Source organism: Enterobacter sp. kpr-6, from assembly GCF_900116015.1.
GTDB lineage: Bacteria > Pseudomonadota > Gammaproteobacteria > Enterobacterales > Enterobacteriaceae > Enterobacter_D.
The window spans coordinates 221,274-244,530 of sequence record NZ_FOYH01000006.1 but is presented as its reverse complement, the minus strand read 5'-3'; the positions used below and the strand labels follow the sequence as shown (position 1 = coordinate 244,530).

Genomic DNA, 23,257 nt, shown 5'->3' with positions numbered 1-23,257 from the left:
TATCATCATTGTTGAGCCATAACCGGATCCGATGTGGGTATCACCACGCCCCGCTCGGGGCGGCGCGGAATGAACGACACAATCCATGAGACCAGTGAAGTGAGTAACCGGAAAATCATTTTCACTGACGGAGGGGCAAATTCTGCAAGGTGGCGATAGCCACGGAAACCGAGCTTGAGAATATCCATCAGACTTTCCAGCGGTTTATCTTCCGGGAAGCTGTCCTGCCAGAGCGCCCAGGTATCGGCGCGGGCAAACGTACACTGTACAAAATCAATATGTTGCTTCGTGGTCAGCGGCATCAGTTGCAGACCAATTTCATTGCCGGAGACGCGCACCACCTGCGCCGGGAAAGCGTATTCCTGTTGGCCGCGCTTGAGCAGCAGACTGACTTTTTGCCCTTCCAGCACCTGCGACTGCCCGTTAATTTTGATCCCCATCCCGCCGTCAGAGAAGTCATGCACCGTGCAGGAAAAGAGATGACCATCTTCGCGGGCAATGGCCGCAGGCATGGAGATTTCAACGCGGTGCGCGCGGCGCACCTGTTTACTTTCGACCGATACCGCCACGGCCCCGCCGAGGACAATCAGGTTGTAGAACACCCAGGTGATACTGACGAAGACGGTTAAGATTTCGTTTTCCGGCCCGTAGAAATAGCGCCAGATGCCGACCAGAATCCCGACAATATTCAGCAGCACGAGGAAGATATAGGGCCGGGAAATCACCCAGTCCACATACTCTTCCTTCACCAGCCCGCCCTTGGCAGTAACGTTAAATTTCCCTTTGTGCGGCGCAAACAGCGCGACCATCGTTGGCGGCGCAATGTACCACGCCAGCACGGTTTCATAGATTTCACTCCAGAACGAATGGCGGTATTTGCCCTGGATTTTGGAGTTGGTCAGGCTGGCGTGGATCATATGCGGCAGCACGAACAGCGCGATCATTAACGCCGGGGCGTAAATGATGTAGGCATGGAGCAGCAAAAACGCCAGCGGCGCGGTGAGGAACACCAGCCGGGGAATGCCCGACAGGAAGTGGAACATGGCGTTGACGTAACACAGCCGCTGCGCCAGCTTCAGCCCTTTGCCAAACAGCGGGTTATCGAGACGGAAAATTTGCACCATGCCGCGCGCCCAGCGGATACGCTGACCGATGTGCGCCGACAGGCTCTCCGTCGCCAGCCCCGCCGCCTGCGGAATGCGCATATACGCCGAGCTGTAGCCCAGACGGTGCAGGCGCAGCGAGGTGTGCGCATCTTCGGTGACCGTTTCCACCGCGATACCGCCAATCTGATCCAGCGGGCCACGGCGGATCACCGCACAGGAGCCGCAGAAGAAGGTGGCATCCCACATGTCATTCCCGTCCTGCACCAGCCCGTAGAACAGCGTGCCTTCGTTCGGCGTTTTACGAAAACGCCCCAGGTTGCGCTCAAAGGGATCGGGGGAGAAAAAGTGGTGCGGCGTCTGCATCATCGCCAGCTCTTTTTCCTTCAGGAACCAGCCCATAGTCATCTGCAAAAACGAGCGCGTGGGCACGTGGTCGCAGTCGAAAATCGACACAAACTCGCCCTTCGCATATTTGAGTGCGTTGTTGATGTTCCCGGCTTTCGCGTGTTCATGCGTGGTGCGCGCGATGTACTTCACGCCGACCGTTTCGGCAAACTGGCGGAACGTCTCCCGCCCGCCGTCATCAAGGATCCAGATGGTGAGTTTATCCTTCGGCCAGTCGATACCCAGCGAGGCGTAAATGGTGTTCTTCACCACGTTCAAATCTTCGTTGTAGGTCGGAACGAAGATATCCACGCTCGGCCATTGCGACATATCTTTTGGCAGCGGTACCGGCTGGCGGTTGAGCGGCCACACCACCTGGAAGTAGCCTAATACCAGCACCACCCACGCGTAGGTTTCCGCAAACAGCAGCACCAGCCCGCACACCAGGCTGACCGGATCGTTCCAGTTCAGCGTCGAGGTGTAGCGCCACCAGATGTAGCGGCAGGAAACGGTCAGCGACAGCACGATCAGCATCAGCGCGGAAAAACGCCCCGGAATGCGGCGCACCAGCAGCGCCACGCCCCACAACAGCATCAGGAAGATAAACTGCGACAGCGGGTTAAACGGCTGCGTAATACAGAGCACGGCGAGGATCAGTGAGAAAACCACGATCACGCCGAGGATGAGACGCCGCAGGCCAGGCGTCAGGTGGGCCAGCTCTTTGTGATTGTCGAGATGGCCGGTCCTGGCGCTGAAACGCAACGGGAGCGCGTCCAGCCAGTTATGGTAGCGTTTGATCATTGCGCCAATACCGGATTTGCGGCGTTTGCGCGGGGCGGTAGTGCTGTTCCAGGACGGCGTGACTAACAGCCACAGCGTCTGGAGAAAATAGCGCGCAGGATCGAGCGGACGCGGACGTTCGGCGCGGATATGCGGATACAGTTCGTGGTGCCGTGCGCGGATCGCCTGCCAGCGGGGATGTTCAAGGGGAATAAACAGCCAGGCGAGGATCACCCACAGGCAGCCGAGCGCGGCGCTAAACGCCGGTGCACCGTGGCTGCGATAAAGCTGGTAGCGCTCGCTCAGACGGGCGCTCACCGGTGGGATCAAAAACCAGGCGGAAAGGCGGCTCATGCGTCACTCCGGGGAACGGGTGACCCGGTGGCATGCAGCAGGCACCAGTTGGCGAGGGTCATCATCTCTTCTGCCGCCAGCGAATCGCTGCGATATTCACCGAGCGGCTGTTTCGCCGCCAGGCACTCAACCATCGCTTCATCGCGGTGGATCACCATCGGCAACAGGCGGCGCTGGCTTTGCAGCCACACCTGATATAAATCATCCTGCAACTGGCTGCCAATGCGCAGGTCATTAATCAGAATATGCGAGCCGGCGGGTAACGCCTGCTGATGCAGACGCACATGACAGTTGGTATCCGGTTTAACAATCACCAGCGTGCTGTCGCAGTGTTCGAGGATCATACGCGCCAGGGGCGAATGCCCGTGGGGGATATCCACCAGAATCCATTTATAGTGCGTCTGGCTTCTCAGGGTTTGCAGAATGGACTCAAGCGCGTGGAGCGAATCGTAGAGTAAATGAATGTTTTCAGCCTCGCCCGCCGTGAGCTGACCAAATGGCAGTACATCAAGCTGTGAGGTATAACGCTGGCCCGCATCGCGCCAGTCACGCCCGTCGAGCAACGCACGCGCCCAGCCATCGGGCTGGTCAAAATCGATGTTGTAGGACAAGCGCAATAAATTGTCAGGGCAGGCGTCCAGCACCAGCACTGTTTCGCCGAGCAATTGTAATGACCAGGCCAGCGCCGCTGTCACCGATGTGGTACCCACACCGCCGCGTACGCCTTGCAGTCCCAGAATGGCCATTCATGGCTCCCTTATTGTTGACGGGCAAATTCAGCCAACAGCGGCCAGCGTTTAATCGCAGCAGCCAACTGTTCACGTTGGGAAATATCGGTGTAATCTATTTCTGGCAATGAAAACACCCTGCTCAGCGCGGCAAAATCATTTTGCCAGGAATAATTCAGAGTCGAATCTTTCTGATTTGTGGGTTCATTGTTATTCATTATGAACGCATCCCTTTGAATAAAAAACATAGAGTAAGGCGTTGTCAGCGTCCTGCCGAAGAAAATGCATTTACATGCTAAATCTGATGTTCTTTAATTTCAATGTTAGGTTTATTTCTTCGCTTTCGCTAGTAAACTGATGTACAGACAAATTTGCTCAAGAGGGACACCATGGACCCCATATTTTCAATTGGCATCCAGTCATTATGGGATGAATTGCGGCATATGCCAGCGGGCGGTGTATGGTGGATAAATGCCGACCGCGAACAGGATGCAATTGACCTGGTGAACCAAACCATTGCCTCACAGCATAAAGAAAGCAAAGTTTCTGTGATCAGCATGGGTCGCGATCCTCACGAAATGATTAAATTAGACGATCATCACGGCCCGGATAAAATCCGCTTGTTTTTAATGCGAAACTATCAGAGTGGGCTACACTCCCTCACCCAGGATCTACTCTGTTCAGTTGATCCTCATCACTACTTATTCATTATTCTTTGCGACAGCAATAGCTGGCAAAATATATCCAACGATCGTTTGCGAAAATGGATTAATGAAATATATTCATGGTCTAAATATCACCACTGCACGATGCTGGTGATAAACCCCTCTGCAAATAATGATAAACAGTTCTCCTTTTTAATGACGGAATACCGCTCGCTCGACGGCCTTGCCAGCCTGCGAAACCAGACTGATGCGCATATCTATGACGTGGCTTTCTGGTGCAATGAAAAAGGCGTCAGCGCGCGCCAGCAGCTTAAACTGGAGCCGCACCAGAACGGCTGGCAGCTCGCGCAGCAGGAAGAAGCCTCGGTGCAGCCGCGTAGCGACGAGAAGCGCATTCTGAGTAACGTCATGGTGCTGGAAGGCGCGCCTGCCCTCTCCGAACACTGGACGCTGTTTGAAAACAACGAAACCCTGTTTGAAGAAGCGCGCACCACGCAGGCGGCGACGATCATCTTCTCGCTCACCCAAAATAACCAGATCGATAATATGGCGCGGCAAATTCATACGCTCAGACGCCAGCGGGGTAGCGCACTGAAAATCATCGTGCGGGAAAACAACGCCAGCCTGCGCGCCACCGACGAACGTTTACTTTTGGGCTGCGGGGCCAATATGGTGATCCCGTGGAACGCCCCGCTCTCCCGCTGCCTGACGCTGATTGAAAGCGTGCAGGGCCAGCAATTTAACCGCCACGTCCCGGAAGACATTTCCATGCTGCTTAACATGACGCAGCCGCTGAAGCTGCGGGGATATCAGACCTGGGATATCTTCTGCGATGCGGTAGGCAATATGATGAACAACACCCTTCTGCCGCCGGATGGCAAAGGCGTGCTGGTCGCGCTGCGTCCGGTGCCGGGCATCCGCGTGGAGCAGGCGTTAACGCTCTGCCGCCCCAATCGCGTGGGCGATATTATGACCATCGGCGATAACCGCCTGGTGCTGTTCCTCTCTTTCTGCCGGGTTAACGATCTGGATACCGCGCTCAATCACATCTTCCCGTTACCGACCGCCGACATCTTCTCTAACCGGATGATCTGGTTTGAAGATAATCAAATTGCGGCCGAACTGGTGCAGATGCGCGCGCTGGTGCCTGAAAAATGGGGTAAACCGCTGCCGGTCATCGACGGCCCGAACCCGGTACTGAATGCCGAGCACGATGGCCACGGCTGGCGACGCATTCCACAACCTTACCGGCTGTTCAGTGAAGCCGGGGAGCCCACGTTATGATGACGATCGGCGATATCATCCAACTGATAGTGCTTTGTGCGCTGATATTTTTCCCGCTGGGTTACGCCACGCGCCATTCCTGGCGTCGCATCAGAACCGTTTTGCGGCTGATGTTTGTTAAACCGCGCTACGTTAAACCCGTCGGCACATTGCGCCGGGCCACGATCGTCAAGGCAGACCGAAAAAATGACTAATCAAACGTTTACCACTTCTGCGCCCTCTCCGCTCTGGCAGTACTGGCGTGGGCTTTCTGGCTGGAACTTCTATTTCTTAGTGAAGTTCGGTTTGCTGTGGGCGGGCTATCTCAATTTCCATGCGCTGCAAAACCTGGTGTTTATGGCCTTTTTGCTGATGCCGCTGCCGAAATTAAGCCTGCACCGTTTGCGCCACTGGATTGCCATCCCGGTGGGCTTTGCCCTCTTCTGGCATGACACCTGGCTGCCCGGCCCGCAAAGTATGCTGAGTCAGGGATCGCAGGTCGCCGGATTCAGCGCCGATTATTTATTGGATCTGGTTACACGTTTTATTAACTGGCAGATGATTGGCGCGATTTTCGTCCTGCTGGTGGCGTGGATGTTTTTGTCGCAGTGGATCCGCGTAACGGTGTTCGTGGTCGCCATCATGATCTGGCTGAACGTCATCACCCTGACCGGCCCTTCTTTCTCGCTCTGGCCTGCCGGACAGCCCACCTCGACCGTGACCACGACTGGCGGCAACGCGGCAGCGACCGTAGCGACGGCCGCGGACAAACCGGTGGTAGGCGACATCCCTGCACAAACTGCGCCGCCGACCACCGCTAATCTTGATGCCTGGCTGTCGAGTTTTTACGCGGCGGAAGACAAGCGCCAGACGCGTTTCCCGGATGCGCTACCCGCCGACTCGCAGCCGTTTGAATTGCTGGTGGTCAACATCTGCTCCCTCTCATGGGCTGACGTAGACGCCGCCGGGCTGATGTCGCACCCGCTGTGGTCACACTTTGATATTCAGTTTAAAAAATTCAACTCCGCGACCTCCTACAGCGGCCCGGCAGCGATCCGCCTGCTGCGCGCAAGCTGCGGTCAGCCATCGCATAAAAATCTCTATCAACAGGCGGGCAACCAGTGCTACCTGTTCGATAACCTGGCGAAGCTCGGTTTCTCGCAGCAATTTATGCTCGACCATAACGGCGTCTTCGGCGGCTTCCTGAAAGAAGTGCGCGAAAACGGCGGGATGCAGGCACCGCTGATGAATCAGGCCGGACTGCCAACCGCGCTGCTCTCCTTTGATGGTTCCCCGGTTTACGACGACACCGCGGTGCTGAACCGCTGGATGGAGTCGGAAGAAGGTAAAAACAACCAGCGCACCGCCACCTTCTTTAACCTGCTGCCTCTGCACGACGGTAACCACTTCCCAGGCGTGAGCAAAACGGCGGATTACAAAGTGCGCGCCCAGAAGCTGTTTGATGAACTGGACGCCTTCTTTACCCAACTGGAAAAATCGGGGCGTAAGGTGATGGTGGTGATGGTGCCGGAACACGGCGGCGCATTGCAGGGCGATAAAATGCAGGTCTCCGGCCTGCGCGATATCCCAAGCCCGTCGATCACCAACGTTCCGGCAGGGATTAAATTCTTCGGCATGAAGACCCCGCATCAGGGCGCACCGATTATTATCGATCAGCCCAGCAGCTATCTGGCGGTGTCAGAACTGGTGGCACGCGCGGTGGACGGGAAGTTGTTTGTGGAAGACAGCGTGAACTGGGATCAGCTGACCAGCAGCCTGCCGCAGACTGGCGCGGTGTCGGAGAACGCTAACGCGGTGGTGATTCAGTACCAGGATAAACCGTATGTGCGGTTGAATGGCGGGGACTGGGTGCCGTATCCGCAGTGATTTTGAGGGGGCAGGTCACCCTCACCCCGGCCCTCTCCCTTAGGGAGAGGGAGAAGGGCAAGTCCGCGCTCGATTTGTCCCCTCTCCCTCAGGGAGAGGGTTAGGGTGAGGGTCCGGTGTTCCCCCCTCTCCCCCAGGGAGAGGGTCGGGGTGAGGGTCCGGTGTTCCCCCCTCTCCCTCAGGGAGAGGGTCGGGGTGAGGGTCCGGTGTTCCCCCTCTCCCTCAGGGAGAGGGTCGGGGTGAGGGTCCGGTGTTCTCCCTCTCCCTCAGGGAGAGGGTCGGGGTGAGGGTGAAAAAAGCCTCTTAACCCTGCTCCGCCAGCCACACCAGCATCTTCAGACTCGCCGAATAATAATCATCCTGCGCCGTAATCTGCGGTTCGCCGTGCTTCACGCCCAGCGTCAAATCCCTTACCGCCAGCAACCCTTCGTTCATGTTATACGGCGCGTTTTCATTCGTCGTGAGGTTCACCCACGCAGGCGTGCGGTCGCGGCTGAACGTCTGCCACCAGGTGCGCCACGGCGTCAGCAGCGGGCTGTTCGGGTCCTCCCAGGCGATGTACAGCGGAATGCGGATCGCATCGTAGCTCACGCGCGGAGGCCACTCTTTCGCGGGCTGCATCTTGCCATCGGCGCTTAACGCCACCCAGTCGGCCGGCAGATTCGCCTTGCCCCAGCCCATTTTCCCGGTCAGCGTGTTGGCATCGCGGATCAGCTCACGCCAGGCCACCAGATGGCTGCGCTCGGCGAAATCCTGCCACGCCGGAAAGATGAAATAGGACGGGTTCAGATTCACATAGCTGTTGAGGTTAAACCCCTTCGCGCCCGGCAGCATCACGCGGTAGCCGGCAAAATTAATTACCGTGCGCGCAAGCAGCGCCTGGGTGATGGCATCGGACGCGCGGCTGTAGCGCGCATCGTGCCAGCGGGCATCGGCTTTCAGCAGCGCCCAGGCAATCAGCGCGTCGCCGTCAGAGGCGTTATTTTTGTCCGCGATCGGGTCAGGCAGCACCGGGTTATAGCGCCAGAAATAAAGCCCGGTTTTCTGATCCTTCAGGGTCTTATCCGTCCAGCCCCAGATTTTATCGAAACTTTCCCGATCGTTACTGGCAACCGCCATCAGCATGGCGTAGCCCTGGCCCTCGGTATGCGAAACATTGTTATTGCCGGTATCGACGATGCGACCATCCGGCATCAAAAAGCGGGATTTATAGATCTCCCACGCGGTACTCGCGTGGGCGAAAGACGCAGATAAAACACTCACCATCATGACGATTGCGGCAAATACGCGCTTAACCATAGTTCGACTCATTGTGGATTGTGGTAGCGGAACTGAACGTCTGTCAGCGAAAACAGGCGTTCACGTTGTAATACGACGTGCGCTTCGCCGCCCTGACCTTGCAGCCAGCCAGCGTAAAGACCCTCAAGTATTGCACAAAACGCATGACACCAGCGGGTTTGCTGCTCGTCATCGCGGCTGACCGGCAATGCCTGATGGCGAAGGGATAATCCCGTTTCGCTGGCGTCCAGATCGATAAATCCCCAGTTGAACTGCCCGAGTTGCGCATTGATATTCGCTTCCAGTTCCCCCACCGTTTCTGACGGCGGCAGCGGGTACTGTTGCGCCAGCGCTTCCCCCATCTGGCGCAGGAACGGCTGACTTTCAACCTGGCCCACATTGCGCACCATACCGTCCACCATGGTGGTCAGGAGATCGAACCAGCCCGGCGGCGTTTGCTGCTGCTGAAAATACGCATTCAGCGTGGAATTTTGGCTGTCTGGTGTCATGATTTATTTTTCTCCCAACATATAGCGGAAATAGAGTCCGGCGGTGCTTTCGTTATAGTTGCCGAAGGTGTCGTAACCCACTTTTCCACCTATCGTCATGTTTTTATTGACGTCGTAGTCAACGCCCGCGCGCATGGTATAGCCGACGCCGCTTTCAGAACCGCCTTTGTAGCGGTACTCGCGGGCATAGCCCAGTTCATGCAGTTCATGAAGCATGTCCTGCGCGCCTCTGTCGGTCGGGAAGTAGTCGCTACTATCCTGGGTGTAAGACTGGTAGCCCACCGACCCGCCGAGGCTTAACTTCCAGTTGTCGATTTTCTGGGTTAAATCCACCGGCAACGACACGCTGACGTAGTTCTGCGGGCTGAAATAACCGCCCTGGCCGTAGGTGTAGTAACTGAGGTTTTTCGAGAAATCCATCCAGCTCATGTTAAGCCCGGTCTGCAACTGACGGTATTCGTCGTGGAACGGACGCAGATAGACCCCGGCGCTGGCATTGATGCTGGTGTTGCTGGCGACATTTTCACCGAGGTAGCTGTAGCCACCGCCGCCCACGTAGAAGCCCGCATCGCCATCGTCGTAGCCGATCTGCGCGCTGCCGCCGTTTTTCGTGACGCGTCCCCAGGTCTTACCGGAGTACGCATCCTTCATGCCCACGTAGGAGAGCAGGCTGTCGGTAACGGCGCGGCGCTCGCCTTTGAGGATCAGCCTCAGATAATCGGTCAGTTTCGGTGACCATTGCACCCCGCCCACCAGCGTACTCAAATCCTCGCCCAGCGGCGTGGTACCGATATCAAGCCTGTAGCTCTCGCCGCTTAACGCCATCGCCAGTTCCACACCGTTCGCTTTTTGCGATTCGGTGGACGAGCTGATTTTATTGTCGAGGCTTGATTTAAAGTTCGACACGCCCAACGCTTTCAGGTCGCCTGATTCATACAGTCGGCTGAGGTTCGCCTGCCCGATGTCGGTCAGCGGGGAGAGGTTTTTGGCGTTGTAGCCCTGCAAATCGGTAAAGTCAGCCGCCGTCGGATCGCTGGAGTTAACGGTATTTTCAATCGACGAGGCAATGTTGCTGATCGCGTTATCAATCGGGTTAGTACCGTAGCGACGCCAGGTATCGCCGGACGCACTGCCCGCGCTCAGGGTGACCGGCGTGGCGGTGAATTCAAACCGCGACTCGCCAAACGGCGAACTGGACCAGGTGAGCGGCGCTTTGGCTTCGGTCAGCTTACTGGTGCCGGATTCGCCATCGCGCCCGCGCACTTCCACCCCGCCCTGCAACCACATGCCGGTTTTCTGCTCCAGATCCTGCATCATTTCATCCACCTGACGCAGGGCGCGCGCCTGGGTGGTTTCCATCGGCAGATCGGTGCGCGTGGTGCCCGGCAGCGTACTGCCCGGTTCGCGAGCGACCTGCGCCACCTGCCACGGCAGCGTATCGCCGTAAGCAGAAGTGGAGGCAAGCTGCGTTGTTTTGCTGGTGCGTATAAACGGATTGTCCGCCACCAGCACACCGCCGATGGTCGGCGTGGCGGCACTGTTGGTGGATTCCAGTCCCACCAGCTTGCCGCGCGCGCTGCGCAGATAGGTCATCGCCTGCTGGTGATTACCTTTCGCCTCTTCCAGACGCGCCAGCAGGAGGTAACGATCCGCCGAGTTATCCGCCCGTAAACCGCTGGCCAGCGACTGGGCTTTATCGACGTTATTCTCAGCGAGCGCCACGTCAATCGCCCCGACGCGCGCATCCTGATTATCGTTGTCGCGGGTCATCAGGTAGTCATACACCACGCCCGCTTCTTTGTTCATTTTGCCGGTCTGATAGAGACGCCCCATGGCGAACATCAGGTCGGTGTTTTGCGGATCGCTTTGCAGCGCACGGATCAGTTTGTCGTAGGCCGCCGCGTAGTTACCCTGCTCGCGCAGGCGGTCGGCTTCGTTGATCACGTAACCATTGCGCATGCCTGCCAGTTGCGTGGGCGTGCTGCGCGCCTGAAGCTCCGGGTTCGACAGGAAGGTTTGCGCTTCCGCGTTCAGCCCGGCTTTATTCAGCACCGTCACCTGATCGGCATAGTCGCCCGCGTTACCCTGCACGCCTGCACCCATACTTTCACGCACCAGTGCTACCGCGCTGGTCATGTCGCCGCTCGCCGCCAGCAGTTTTGCCAGCTTGCCCGCGTCCGCCGGATTTTTTGGCGGCTCGCCGGTGAGGGTCTTCAGGGTGTTGGCAGCCGCCAGGGTATTGCCCTGCGCCAGATAGCGCTCGGCGGTGGAGAGTTGCAGGTTGTAATTAACCCGTTTCGCCAGATCGCGCATCTGCCCGTTTTGCGTGGCGGGAGAAATGCGCGACAGCAGGGTTTGCGACTGCTGCCATGCGCCGTTTTCGCTGGCAAACAGCGCCGCCGCGTACAGCGAGCTTGCGCCCGCGCCCGGTCGTGACGCCGGGGCGATGACGTTGCTGGCTTCCATATCGTTGCCATTTTTTTGCAGCAGACGCGCTAAATCGAGACGCAGCCAGGGATCGTCCGGCAGGCGCGACACGCCCTGTCGCAGCACGGCAATCGCCTGCGGGGTGTTGCCCGCCGCCGCCAGTTGTTGCGCCTGACGACGAATCGGATCGCCCGGCAGTCCGGTGACCACGCGCGGCTGCAGCTTCGCCTGAAGGCTGGCGGGCAGCGTGCGCAGCACGGTTTGCGCTTCTTCGGCTTTGTTCTGATCGCGCAGAACGTAGTAGAGGTTTTCACGCGCGGCGGCGTTTTGCGGCTGATCGCTTAACACGTCGCGCAGCGTCTGCTCCGCCTGCGGGAAATCTTTGTTATGACGCAGCACGTCGGCGCGGAACAGCTTCGCCGCCGTCCCCCGCTCGCCGCTTTGCTGCACCAGCGGGGCCGAGAGCGCCAGCGCCTGGCTGACGTTGCCCTCTTTCAGCGCCTGTTGCGCCTGGGCCAGCTGACCGTAAAACGCGGCGTCGTCGGCCTGCGCTTTACGTTCAGCAGAGGCGTCACCGCCCTGGCTTGCCGCGCGGTTCAGGTACTGCGCCGCCGCCTGGTAATCACCGTTACGCTGGGCGATGTAACCCAGCCCGGCCAGCGCATCGGCGTCTTCCGGGTTGGTTTGCAGCACCTGTTCAAACTGGCGTTTAGCGTTGCCGGTGTCGCCGCTGTTAAGCGCGGTGTAGCCCTCGCCTTTCGCTGCACCACCGACATTTTTGCGGTAGTACGCCTGCATGTCGGCGTCTTTCGGATGACGTTGCAGGTAGTTGTCGTAAAGCTGTTCGTCACCGGGCTGCGGGCCAAGCCACAGCAGCGCCTGACGCAGCCCTTCATCGGCCTCTTTGTTGCCGCTCGCCATCGGCTCCAGTTGCGCGATCCCTTCCCGGCGCGTCTCTTCACGCCAGGTGAGCATTTTGCCGAGCGCCACGCGGGCGGCATTATTCTGCGGGTTCTGCGCGACAAAGCGCTGGATCTCGCTCAGCGCCTGCGGGTACATCGCCTTGTCGCTGGCCATGGTCAGATAGTATTCCGGCGCGAGGCTCGGCGGCGGGGTATCGCCGCTGAACATGCTGCGCCAGGTGGACAACGCTGCCGGTACGTTACCGCTGCGCGCCTGCTGGCGGGCGAGCGATAACTGGCCCTGCGGCACCTGAGCGAGCTGTTTGGCGTTATCCAGCGCCTGTAGCCCGGCATCGTCCGGCGACACCGCCGCCAGACGGGTGCGCCACTGCGCCGCCGCCTTCAGGTCACCGTTCTGCTGCGCCCAGAGCGCCATCAGATACAGCGCCTGAGTGTTGTTGGCATCCACCATCAGCACTTTTTTCAGCGATTCATTTGCCAGGTCGTCATGGGACTTTTCGTGCCAGTAATTCGCCTGGTCAAATAACGCCTTCAGCACCGCGTCATTTTGCGCGGCCTGCGCCATCCCTGCGGTCCCCAGCGCCAGCGCGCCTGAAAGACAAAGGGTGGATAATTTACGGGTCGTTTTTATGGTCATTCTTGTTGTCACCCTTTCACTCATTGTCATCAGGATTCAGACGCTTATGGGCGCGTCTTTTCAGCACGGCATACAGTGCGAGGCCCAGAATGCAGGCAAACAGCAGTCCCAGAATGGCGAGCAGGCCGGAGTGCTGGTTGGCGTACCAGATGATCATCAGATGCGTCGGCATTTCACCGCGCGGATACTGTGGCCCGACGCGGAAGCTGCGCACGCCGTTTTCGTTGGTGATGATCGCCGCATCGCCGCGGATACCGGCGTTAATTCGCGCGGAGGTCAGATCGCCATGCAATCGTGAAAGCTGGTCGTCGTTGCTGCCCATCGCCGTCACCACGGTGCGCTCCGGGCTCCACGGCGAGCGGAAGCTGACAAACCCGCGCCAGGATTCGTTAGAGGAGAAGTAGCGATCAGCATCAACGCCGTCGGCACTCCAGTCTCCGGCCATCCAGCGCTGGATTTTTTCCCACTGCGTCGGCTCGCGCACGCTGAGCATATTGTTATGGGCGACAAACGGCGACGTCTTCATCAGCGCATCGTTAAAGCTGTGCTGACTGAGATCGGTCACCGCCAGCACGTCACGATCGCGCAGCAGTTCGAGGTTCGAGCCCGCTGACGGAATACCCAGCACCACGCGGTTGTGGGCCAGCGCCGTCCCGGTCGCATTACCGGAGCGGGCCGCCATATCCAGCATCGTGGCGATTTGCGTTTCGGTCGGTTTTTCCGGCAGCAGCAGCGTCGTTTGCGAGTAGTCCGCAAGACGGGTGAACGGGAACGACGCGCCGACGAAATAGGAGAGGTTCGGCAGCAGCGCAAAGTGGCGCGTGTGGCTTAAATCAATCCACGAGTCATCGTCGATACGGCTTTTGATGTTGTTGTTTAACAGCACGCTACACGGCGCGCTCGCTTTCGGCACGATGTTGAAGTAGAGCGATAGCTGGTTGTCCCCGTAAATCATGTAGGGTTCCAGCGGCATATCGAACTGCTCCTGACGGGCATCGCCACCGATTTTGTGCCACAGCGTTTCCAGTGCGCCCTGCTTGTTGACCGGCAGGTTGTGCAGGAAAGTGTCGTTCATGGTCATGCTGAGCCACGAGCGGTTTTCGTCGATCCAGTTTTCCGACGGGAAACGGTAGCCGATGCGCAGCGGAATGGTTTCGCCATCCCACAGGAACAGATCCGGCGCAGCGCGGAAGGCCACGCGCAGCGCGTCGTGCCAGATCCCGTTTACCGTCAGGCTCTGATCTTTACGGATCAACTCAGAAAGTTTCACCGGGCGATCGGTCTGGATCCAGCGCGGCGCGTCGTACGGCTTGCTCTGCGGGATCGTCTCCGCGTCCACCGGCAGGCTTGCCGTTTGCAGGGCAAAATTACCGCGCGTCAGACGCCAGGCCGCTGCACGTAGCGCATTCTCGTCTTTGCCCACCACCAGCAGCAGCTTGTAGGTCGGGTTCGCCGGGTTATCGATGATAGTCAGCGTTGGCTGCGTCACCTTCGGGAGAGTTAACCCGCCGATCTGCTCGCCGGGGTGCCCGATCAGAATGCCGTTTTGCTCGGGCAGACGATCGCGCAGCGCCGCAAACGACACGCCGCGATAGTCGGCCTGAATACCCATCCACGACGACACCAGCGCGGCCGCGCTGATGGTGTCCGCCGTACTTTTCGCCGGGAAAGCAAAGGTGATGGTGGCAGGCGTCATCTGCATATCGTCAAAGAACGGACGCGGGAAGTGGCTTAAATCGGAGCCAATATCCAGCGCCTGCCCTTCGAGACTAAATGCGGAGTCCGGCAGGATGGTGACGCGATACTTATCGGTCAGATCGCGCTGGCACATCATGGCGTCGCCATCGTTGATTTTGAAGCTGATGGTGTTGCTCGACACCATCAGCGCGGCGGGGATATCTAACTGAAAGCGCGAGATATCCGATTCAGCCGCGCCCAGCGGCACGGTGCCTAACGGCTGGCCGTTAAGCATCAGTTGCATCGTGGTGTTGCGCGCCGCCATCGCTGGTGACACTTTCAGGTTCAGCGAAAGCTGCGCGTTGGTGGTGACCTGGCCGACCGGCAGGGTGAAGTTAATGCCCCCCTGCAACTGGCCGCCACTCAGCACGATGCCCTGCGGCTGGCCCATCTGCGCCACGGTAATGGCGGTAACCACCGACGGCACAAAGGCGGGCGGCGGCGCAACCGGCGCGGTATCCACCACTGGCGCAGGTAAATCCAGCGGCAGCATAGCGTCCGGCGCAATGTCCTGCGCGTGCAACGGTGTGATAAACAGCGCGCTGACCAGAATGGCCAGGGTTGTCAGCTTTTTCATACGCTGCCGTCCTCCCGGGAAGCATTGAGAACGGCGCGCTGGCGGCGGTTTTCCCGACGCGTTTTCCAGGTCAGCCAGAAAAGATCGAATACGCAGCGCATGATGGTCAGCATCGAGCGGAACGGGTTGTCCTGCGGCTTCGGCGGGTTAATCCACGCATCCGCACGAGAGAGCACCACGCGCACCAGTTCACGGCGGCGCGCCAGCGGAATGTCTTCAGCGAATTTCAGGCGGATGTATTCCTCATCCGTCCCCATGGTTTCAACCGGAATACTGATCGCCCCGGACTGCAACAGCAGTTCGACTTCTTCAATGGCGTCATTCAGATGGCGGTCGTCCGGGATCGCGACACGGCAGCCGCCCATCGACAGATCGACGGTATGGCTGCGCGAAGAAATACCGCTGGCGTAGTGGATCAGCACCGGAATGTTGACGTCGATACGAATCGTTTTACGCGTCTGACGGGTTTCCCGCGCCACGGCAATCGCCGCCAGCAGGAAGATCAGGCTGTACAGCCCCCACGCCACGTTAAGCGCGATAACTTTCGGGTCAACGCCAAAGTGGTCATGGGCGAAGGCGCGCACGATACCCCATATCACGGCGATCCCCAGCAGGACGGCGATCACCAGATGCGGGCGCACGACCCGGAAATCAAAGTAGCCGACGTTCAGCAGCGCGCCTTTATCGGTGACGTTAAACTTGCCGCGTTTCGGGAAAATCATCGTTACGACGGTCGGCAGCACGATATGGAACGCCAGCACCAGGTCGTAAATTTCACCCCAGAAGCTGTAGCGGTAGCGCCCGTTGAGCCGCGAGTTCAGGTAGATCGCGAGGAACAGGTGCGGCAGCGCATAGGCAAACACCAGGCTTGCCGAGGAGTAAATAATGTTCAGGTTAAACAACAGGTACGCCAGCGGCGCGGTCAAAAAGACGATGCGCGGCAGGGCGAACTGGTAATAGAGCATCGCGCTTAAATAGCACAGGCGCTGCTGAATGGTCAGGCCGCGCCCGAACAGCGGGTTATCGAGACGGAAAATCTGCGTCATGCCTCGCGCCCAGCGGGTACGCTGGATGATGTGCAACACCAGACGCTCGGTGGCAAGACCGGCCGCCAGCGGAATATCAATAAACGCCGATTTCCAGCCCAGACGCTGCATTTTCAGCGCCGTGTGCGCATCTTCGGTCACGGTTTCAACGGCGAAGCCGCCGATTTCTTCCAGCGCGCTGCGGCGAATGACCGCACAGGAGCCGCAGAAGAAGGTGGCGTTCCAGTTATCGTTACCCTGCTGGATTGGGCCGTAGAACAGTTGCCCTTCGTTAGGAATATTGCGGCCCACGGAGAGGTTACGTTCGAACGGATCCGGCGAGTAGAAGTAGTGCGGGGTTTGCACCAGCGCCAGCTTCGGATCTTTGAGGAAGCCGCCGACGGTGGCCTGCAGGAAGATACGGGTGGCAACGTGGTCGCAGTCGAAGACGCAGATCAGCTCGCCATGCGTTAACTTCATCGCGTGGTTGAGGTTACCGGCCTTGGCGTGGGAGTTGTCGTTACGGGTGATATACCCGACGCCAACGTCGGCGGCAAAGACGGCAAATTCCCGGCGCTTACCATCATCCAGAATATAAATTTTCATTTTATCTTTTGGATAATCAATGCACTGCGCCGCCAGCACGGTGTCGCGCACCACGTCCAGCGATTCGTTGTAGGTCGGGATATAAACGTCAACCGTCGGCCACTGGGTCATGTCGTCCGGCAGTTTGACGATCTCGCGCTTCAGCGGCCAGATGGTCTGCAAATAGTTGAGCAGCAGCATCACCCAGACGTAGATGTCGGCGAGGAACAGGCCAATCCCCAGAATGGTTTCAATCTCAGAGTTAAAATGCAGCGTTTGCGTGGCGCGGAAGTAGATGTAGCGGGTGGACATCAAAAATGACATCACCACCATAATCACCGAAATGCTGCGCTTTTTGCTGTAGCCCATCAGGAACAGCAAACCAATGCTGACCAGGCCAAAAATATACTGCTTCTGGCTGTCCATTGGCGTAATAACGACCAGCACAGCAACAGGTACCAGCGCCAGAATGAGCAGGTAAAACAAGAACTTTTTCATAGATTGCCCGCAGAAATTAGAATCCCGACATCCTGGGAAGACTGTGCACCGTGCCATCACCGACGTTCACGCCAAGCACATTGGCGACTTTTTTCGCGATAAGCTCAATATCGAATGCCGCCGCCGAAGCCGGGCTGAAATCGAAGACGGACTGCTGGGAAGCGTTCGCTTCCGCCACGCTCTCATCACGATGGACGATACCAATCAGGCGCTCGCCCAGACGCTGCTCCATAAATGCGGTGACATCGCGGCTAATCTGCCGGCGGTTATCGCTCTGGTTGAGCACGATGTAGTGCCCGGCTTTGCGGTTCAGGACATCGCCCGTCAGACGGTTGTTTTCCACCTGCGGCAACAGGGAGAGAGAAGCGGTGTCCGCCAGCAGCGTGACCAGGTGCAGATCCGCCAGTCGCGACAGCGCTTTAAGCGCCGCAGAAGGGCCGGGAGGAAAATCAGCGATGATAATAAGCCCCGGGTAATTAAGCAGAGTGTTGAGGCCGCGGATGAGGAAATGCTCATCGTGCGCCAGGCGCGATTCAAAGGCTTCACGCTGCTCTTCGGTGGCATCGCCGTACGGCAGCACAAAAATGTTGCCGCCCGCGGTCAGTACAAACTGGCTCCAGTCTGAGGATTCTGCCGAGCGGGCCACAAAGCCACGTCCGTCAGAAAGCGGCACGCCAAAATGCAGACGCAGCGCGTTTTGCACATCAAAGTCCAGCGCCAGCACTTTGCTGCCCGACCGGGCCAGTGCGTAAGCCAGGTTTGCCGTCATGGTTGTTTTACCGACACCGCCCTTGGGCGAACAGACACAGATCAACGGCATGAAGCGATCCTTTCTAACAACGATTTAAGGGGCTGGTTCTTTTCGACTTTTTGTTTCGTCTCAACCACTTTGGGCGCAAAAAGCTGAGTGAAATTCACCGGCGCAGCAGGGGCTGGCTTTTGTGGTGCTACAGCAGGTTTTTCGGCCACGACGTCTGGCGGCGGTGGAAACGCGCTGACTGGCGCAGAGACAGGTGCGGCGACCGGAACGTTAACTTCGGCAGGCGCGCCAGAAAGCTGGGCTGCCACACCCTGGAAAATAGACGGCGTATCGCTTGTAGTGGCAGGCGCGCTAACCTTTTCCACGACGGGCGCGTTTTCTTTCACCGCGAAAAGGTTGGGATCAACAGCTTGCGGCGTGGCGAGCGACACATGGCCGCCCATCTTCAGGGCTGAGTCTTCCGTTACGGGGGCAAGCTGATTAATGATGGCCCAGTTGCCATGCTCATTCGCGAGGTTTTGCGACGATAAATCCACAAAATCGTGTTGCTGGGTGCGGGTCTTATCCTTAAACCTCTGCAAATCATCATAATGATTCATAGTTATACTCATGATTTACAAAATAAAAGTGTACTCACCACCGGATTACCATGATGGCTATTCACTGGCAGGGGTTCGGGTTAATAAATGTTGTGATATTCGTAAACGTAATTATTGCGTGGCTATGTTGCAGCTATACTTACCAGCAGCATATTTGCAGCAAATATATAAACTTTGGTTGTACACATGCTATCTTTTTTTTGCACAAAAAACAGCAAAGTGTTAAATCCTAAGGAAAAACCTATTAAGAAGTGCAAAGTATTAGCTTAAGTAAAACGCTAAGACTTTTTCATTACCTGCGTGAGCCGCAGCGGTATTAAATTCTGAATAAGACAGTTCTTAATTAAATTAAAAGTTACTCCGTGAAATATTTTGAAATACTTTTCACGGCTATTCCGTGTACTGATTTTGCTAACCCACTCTTCTGAAAGTCATTCTGTTTTTATCATAACTTTTAAGTATCACGCCCCGCGTAATTAAAGCGGGGGCTGCGTTTTTGTGGAACCGCTGGTTTTCTTCCCGCTACAAAGATCATAAAAAAACCGGAGCATAAGTGCTCCGGTTTGATTTTGCCCAATGGCGCTGTACTTACCCGTGAACGATTGGCTTTTCGCCGTTTTCGTCCTGGTCAACCGCAAAGCAGGCGACCAGTTGGCCGTTGTAGTCTTTTAGCTGTGGCTGCAACTGGGTGCAGGGGCCAAAGCGACGACGGCAGCGGGCGTTGAACGCACAGCCCGGCGGCGGATTCAGCGGGCTTGGCAGCTCACCGGTGAGCTTAATGCGCTCGCGGCGGTCGTCCGGGTTCAGACGCGGAGTCGCTGAGAGCAGCGCCTGGGTGTACGGATGACGCGGATTCGAGAAAATCTGCTCTTTGGTGCCCTTCTCCACGCAGCGGCCCAGGTACATCACCATCACTTCGTCGGCGATGTGTTCCACCACCGACAGATCGTGGGAAATGAACACGTAAGACAGCCCCAGATCCTGCTGCAAATCCATCATCAGGTTCAGCACCTGCGCACGCACGGAAACATCGAGCGCGGAGACGGGTTCATCGGCGATCACCACGTCCGGGTCGAGCATCAGCCCGCGCGCAATGGCGATACGCTGACGCTGACCGCCGGAGAACATGTGCGGATAGCGGTCGTAGTGCTCAGTTTTCAGCCCCACTTTCGCCATCATCGCCAGCGCTTTTTCACGGCGCTCTTCTTTGCTCAGGCTGGTGTTGATTTGCAGCGGCTCTTCCAGGATCTGGCCCACTTTTTTACGCGGGTTCAGCGACCCGTACGGGTTCTGGAAGACGATCTGGATTTTCTGGCGGCGCAGCTTTTGCGCTTCCGGATCGTGCTTGAGCAGATCCTGGCCCTGGTAGTACAGCTCACCGCCGGTCGGCACTTCAATCATTGTCAGCAGACGGCCCAACGTGGATTTACCACAGCCGGATTCGCCCACCACCGCCAGCGTTTTGCCGCGCTCAAGGTTGAACGACACGCCGTCCAGCGCTTTCACCAGGCGTTCCGGGGCGAACAGCCCTTTCTTCACCGGGTAATGTTTTTTCAGGTCGATAGCCTGCAACAGCGGTTGTTGCAGGGTGGCCTCATGCGTACTCATAGTTCGGCCTCCCGGCATCATCGAGTGGGTAGTGACATTTAGACTGACGGCCATCGCTCAGCAGGTTTAAATCTGGCTCGTCGCTGCGGCAGCGGTCGGTAGCATACGGGCAGCGCGGGTTGAGCAGGCAGCCACTCGGACGGTCATATTTCCCCGGTACCACGCCCGGCAGTGACGCCAGACGCGCTTTATCCTGCGCAAATTCCGGCAGCGCACGCAGCAGTGCCTGGGTGTACGGATGGCGCGGCGCGCGGAAGATATCGCGTGCGGCACCCGTTTCGACCACCTGGCCTGCGTACATCACAATGATTTTGTGCGCCGCTTCCGCCACCAGCGCCAGATCGTGCGTGATCAGGATCAGCGCCATGTTCTCTTTTTGCTGAAGCTCCAGCAAAAGCTCGATGATCTGCGCCTGGATGGTCACATCCAGTGCGGTGGTCGGTTCATCGGCAATCAGCAGTTTAGGCCGGCAGGCAATCGCCATGGCGATCATTACGCGCTGGCTCATCCCCCCGGAAAGCTGATGCGGGTAAACGTCCAGACGCGATGCCGGATCGGGTATACCCACCAGGTTTAGCAGGTCAATCGCCCGCTGGCGACGGGTTTTCTTATTCCCGCCCTGATGTACCTTAATGGCTTCCATAATCTGGAAACCGACCGTGTAGCACGGGTTCAGGCTGGTCATCGGGTCCTGGAAAATCATCGCCACTTCGGAGCCAACCAGACTGCGGCGCTCTTTTTCAGAGATACGCTTTAAATCCTGGCCGTTGAACTCCAGTTTTTCTGCCATCACGCGGCCCGGGAAATCAATCAGGCCCATGATCGCCAGCGAGCTGACGGATTTGCCGGAGCCGGATTCACCGACGATACCCACAACTTCGCCCTGATTGACGCTATAGCTCACGCGGTCGACGGCACGGAACGGCTGGTCTTCGTCGCCGAAGTGCACCGATAATTTATCTATATTTAATAACGACATTCTCGCGCCTCTCTACTGCTTCAATTTGGGATCGAGCGCATCACGCAGGCCGTCACCCATCAGGTTAAATGCCAGCACCGTCAGCAGGATCGCCAGACCCGGGAAGGTCACGACCCACCAGGCACTTTGTGCGAACTGCAACACGTCGGAGAGCATGGTGCCCCACTCCGGTGTCGGCGGCTGCGCACCCATGCCGAGGAAGCCAAGGGCGGCCATATCGAGAATGGCGTTAGAGAAGCCGAGCGACGCCTGAACGATCAGCGGCGCGAGGCAGTTTGGGAAAATATTGACGAACATCTGACGCATTGCACCGGCACCCGCCACGCGCGAGGCGGTGACGTAATCGCGGTGGACTTCCACCAGTACGGCGGCACGGGTTAAGCGCACGTAGTGGGGTAGCGCCACGAAGGTCAGCGCCAGCGAAGCGTTGACGATCGACGGACCGAACACCGCCACCAGCACCAGAGCGAGCAGCAGGCTTGGCAGCGCCAGCATGATGTCGACCACACGCATGATGACGTTATCGATAAGCCCGCCGAAGTAACCGGCGATCAGACCTAAAACAATACCCATCACCAGTGACAGCACCACCACCAGACAGCCGACCAGCAGCGACAGGCGCGCGCCGTACATCAGGCGTGACATTACATCACGGCCAACGTCATCGGTTCCCAGGATATGCGCCCAGCTACCGCCTTCCTGCCAGACCGGTGGGGAGAGCAGCGAGTCGCGGAACTGTTCAGCCGGGTTATACGGCGCAACCCAGTTGGCGAAAATAGCAATAAACAGCACAACAACGACGTACACCAGGCCGACGACCGCGCCTTTATTGCGTTTAAAATAGTGCCAGAACTCCTGGAAGGGAGTCATCGGCACGGGTGCGGACACCACTTTATTTTCAGTAACTTGTGACATGATGGCCCCTTACTTCTTATGACGAATACGCGGGTTCACCACGCCGTAAAGCAGATCGACCAGCAGGTTGACGAGAATAATCATTGTCGCCACCAGCAGCACACCGCCCTGCACAACCGGGTAATCGCGGCGTTGCAGCGCGTCGATCAACCAGCGTCCGAGTCCTGGCCAGGAGAAGATAGTTTCAGTCAGGATCGCCCCTGCCAGCAGCGTACCGACCTGCAAACCGATGACCGTGACCACCGGCAACATCGCGTTGCGCAGCGCATGCACCACAATCACGCGCATACGGGTCAGGCCTTTCGCGCGGGCGGTACGGATGTAATCTTCACCCAGCACTTCCAGCATCGACGAACGGGTCATACGCACAATCACCGCCAGCGGGATGGTGCCAAGCACAATCGCAGGCAGGATCATGTGCGCCAGCGCATCAATAAAGTTGCCTTCTTCGCCCCAGATCGCGGTGTCGATGAGCATAAATCCGGTCAGCGGATTCGTGTCGTCAAGGAACACCATGTCGCTGACGCGCCCGGAAACCGGCGTCAGGTTCAGTTGCACCGACACCAGCATGATCAGCATCATGCCCCACCAGAAAATCGGCATGGAGTAGCCGGTCAGCGCGATGCTCACTGCGGTGTGGTCAAAGATGGAGCCGCGTTTTACCGCAGCGAGTACGCCCACCGGGATACCAACGGCGACGGCGAAAATCATGGCGCAGATACCGAGTTCAAGCGTCGCTTTAAAACGCGGCACAAACTCGTCCCACACCGGAAGACGGCTTTTCAGCGAGATGCCTAAATCACCATGCAACACGCCCCAGACATAGTTGACGTATTGCTGCCACATTGGCTTGTCGAGGCCCAGTTCGGCCAGCAGCTGCGCATGACGTTCAGGGGAGATACCACGCTCACCCGCCATGATCATCACCGGGTCACCGGGGATCATATGGACAAAGGCAAAGGTGAGAAGGGTGATACCGATAAACGTCGGGATAACAAGCCCCAGACGTCGAAGGATGAACTGCAACATAACC

At 57.8% G+C, this 23,257-nt stretch carries 17 protein-coding genes; 3 read left to right on the top strand and 14 right to left on the bottom strand.

Annotated elements, in window-relative coordinates; translation table 11 throughout:
* Positions 1-5: 5 nt before the first annotated feature.
* The 3 genes from bcsA (BM373_RS15700) to bcsR are packed head-to-tail and all read right to left on the bottom strand — an operon-like array spanning position 6 to position 3,570.
* A complete protein-coding gene (bcsA, locus tag BM373_RS15700; protein WP_090463219.1) occupies positions 6-2,624 on the bottom strand; it encodes a UDP-forming cellulose synthase catalytic subunit in 2,619 nt (872 codons plus the stop codon).
* Positions 2,621-3,370 carry a cellulose biosynthesis protein BcsQ gene (gene bcsQ, locus BM373_RS15695; protein WP_090463217.1) on the bottom strand — a complete coding sequence of 250 codons (750 nt, stop codon included), beginning with the start codon at positions 3,368-3,370 and terminating at the stop codon, positions 2,621-2,623. Before bcsQ (BM373_RS15695) ends, bcsA (BM373_RS15700) begins: the two co-directional genes overlap by 4 nt.
* Before the next feature lie 11 nt (positions 3,371-3,381).
* Positions 3,382-3,570 (bottom strand): cellulose biosynthesis protein BcsR, encoded by a 189-nt coding sequence (gene bcsR, locus BM373_RS15690; RefSeq protein WP_090463214.1) that lies wholly within the window; start codon positions 3,568-3,570, stop codon positions 3,382-3,384.
* A 171-nt stretch (positions 3,571-3,741) separates the two neighbouring features.
* Here bcsR and bcsE point away from each other — a divergent pair, with 171 nt between their 5' ends.
* The 3 genes from bcsE to bcsG are packed head-to-tail and all read left to right on the top strand — an operon-like array spanning position 3,742 to position 7,167.
* Positions 3,742-5,301, top strand: a complete 1,560-nt coding sequence (gene bcsE, locus BM373_RS15685) for a cellulose biosynthesis c-di-GMP-binding protein BcsE (protein ID WP_090463210.1) — start codon at positions 3,742-3,744, stop codon at positions 5,299-5,301.
* Positions 5,298-5,495, top strand: a complete 198-nt coding sequence (gene bcsF, locus BM373_RS15680; RefSeq protein ID WP_090463207.1) for a cellulose biosynthesis protein BcsF — start codon at positions 5,298-5,300, stop codon at positions 5,493-5,495. The genes bcsE and bcsF overlap by 4 nt, the downstream gene beginning before the upstream one ends.
* On the top strand, positions 5,488-7,167 hold the full coding sequence (gene bcsG, locus BM373_RS15675) for a cellulose biosynthesis protein BcsG (RefSeq protein WP_090463204.1): 1,680 nt from the start codon (positions 5,488-5,490) through the stop codon (positions 7,165-7,167). The genes bcsF and bcsG overlap by 8 nt, the downstream gene beginning before the upstream one ends.
* A gap of 303 nt (positions 7,168-7,470) precedes the next feature.
* Here the strand turns inward: bcsG and BM373_RS15670 are convergent, their stop codons facing one another.
* From BM373_RS15670 to dppB, 11 genes are all read right to left on the bottom strand, one after another.
* The gene (locus BM373_RS15670; protein WP_090463202.1) at positions 7,471-8,466 is read right to left on the bottom strand and encodes a family 8 glycosyl hydrolase; all 996 of its coding nucleotides are present in this window, start codon (positions 8,464-8,466) and stop codon (positions 7,471-7,473) included.
* Positions 8,467-8,474: 8 nt separating this feature from the next.
* Positions 8,475-8,954 carry a cellulose biosynthesis protein BcsD gene (gene bcsD / locus BM373_RS15665; RefSeq protein WP_090463199.1) on the bottom strand — a complete coding sequence of 160 codons (480 nt, stop codon included), beginning with the start codon at positions 8,952-8,954 and terminating at the stop codon, positions 8,475-8,477.
* 3 nt (positions 8,955-8,957) lie between these two features.
* Positions 8,958-12,941 (bottom strand): cellulose biosynthesis protein BcsC, encoded by a 3,984-nt coding sequence (locus BM373_RS15660; protein WP_090463196.1) that lies wholly within the window; start codon positions 12,939-12,941, stop codon positions 8,958-8,960.
* A 16-nt stretch (positions 12,942-12,957) separates the two neighbouring features.
* The gene (gene bcsB / locus BM373_RS15655) at positions 12,958-15,255 is read right to left on the bottom strand and encodes a cellulose biosynthesis cyclic di-GMP-binding regulatory protein BcsB (RefSeq protein WP_090463193.1); all 2,298 of its coding nucleotides are present in this window, start codon (positions 15,253-15,255) and stop codon (positions 12,958-12,960) included.
* Positions 15,252-17,363, bottom strand: coding sequence for a UDP-forming cellulose synthase catalytic subunit (gene bcsA, locus BM373_RS15650; RefSeq protein WP_090463190.1), 2,112 nt, complete (start codon positions 17,361-17,363; stop codon positions 15,252-15,254). Before bcsA (BM373_RS15650) ends, bcsB begins: the two co-directional genes overlap by 4 nt.
* Before the next feature lie 16 nt (positions 17,364-17,379).
* The gene (bcsQ, locus tag BM373_RS15645) at positions 17,380-18,183 is read right to left on the bottom strand and encodes a cellulose biosynthesis protein BcsQ (protein WP_090463186.1); all 804 of its coding nucleotides are present in this window, start codon (positions 18,181-18,183) and stop codon (positions 17,380-17,382) included.
* Positions 18,174-18,722 (bottom strand): cellulose biosynthesis protein BcsO, encoded by a 549-nt coding sequence (gene bcsO, locus BM373_RS15640; protein WP_090463183.1) that lies wholly within the window; start codon positions 18,720-18,722, stop codon positions 18,174-18,176. The genes bcsQ (BM373_RS15645) and bcsO overlap by 10 nt, the downstream gene beginning before the upstream one ends.
* A gap of 588 nt (positions 18,723-19,310) precedes the next feature.
* Entirely contained in the window at positions 19,311-20,330 is a 1,020-nt protein-coding gene (dppF, locus tag BM373_RS15635; protein WP_090463181.1) for a dipeptide ABC transporter ATP-binding subunit DppF, read from the bottom strand.
* Positions 20,317-21,309, bottom strand: coding sequence for a dipeptide ABC transporter ATP-binding protein (gene dppD / locus BM373_RS15630; RefSeq protein ID WP_090463178.1), 993 nt, complete (start codon positions 21,307-21,309; stop codon positions 20,317-20,319). Before dppD ends, dppF begins: the two co-directional genes overlap by 14 nt.
* A 12-nt stretch (positions 21,310-21,321) precedes the next feature.
* A complete protein-coding gene (gene dppC, locus BM373_RS15625) occupies positions 21,322-22,224 on the bottom strand; it encodes a dipeptide ABC transporter permease DppC (protein ID WP_090463176.1) in 903 nt (300 codons plus the stop codon).
* A 9-nt stretch (positions 22,225-22,233) separates the two neighbouring features.
* On the bottom strand, positions 22,234-23,253 hold the full coding sequence (gene dppB / locus BM373_RS15620) for a dipeptide ABC transporter permease DppB (RefSeq protein ID WP_090463173.1): 1,020 nt from the start codon (positions 23,251-23,253) through the stop codon (positions 22,234-22,236).
* Positions 23,254-23,257: the final 4 nt, after the last annotated feature.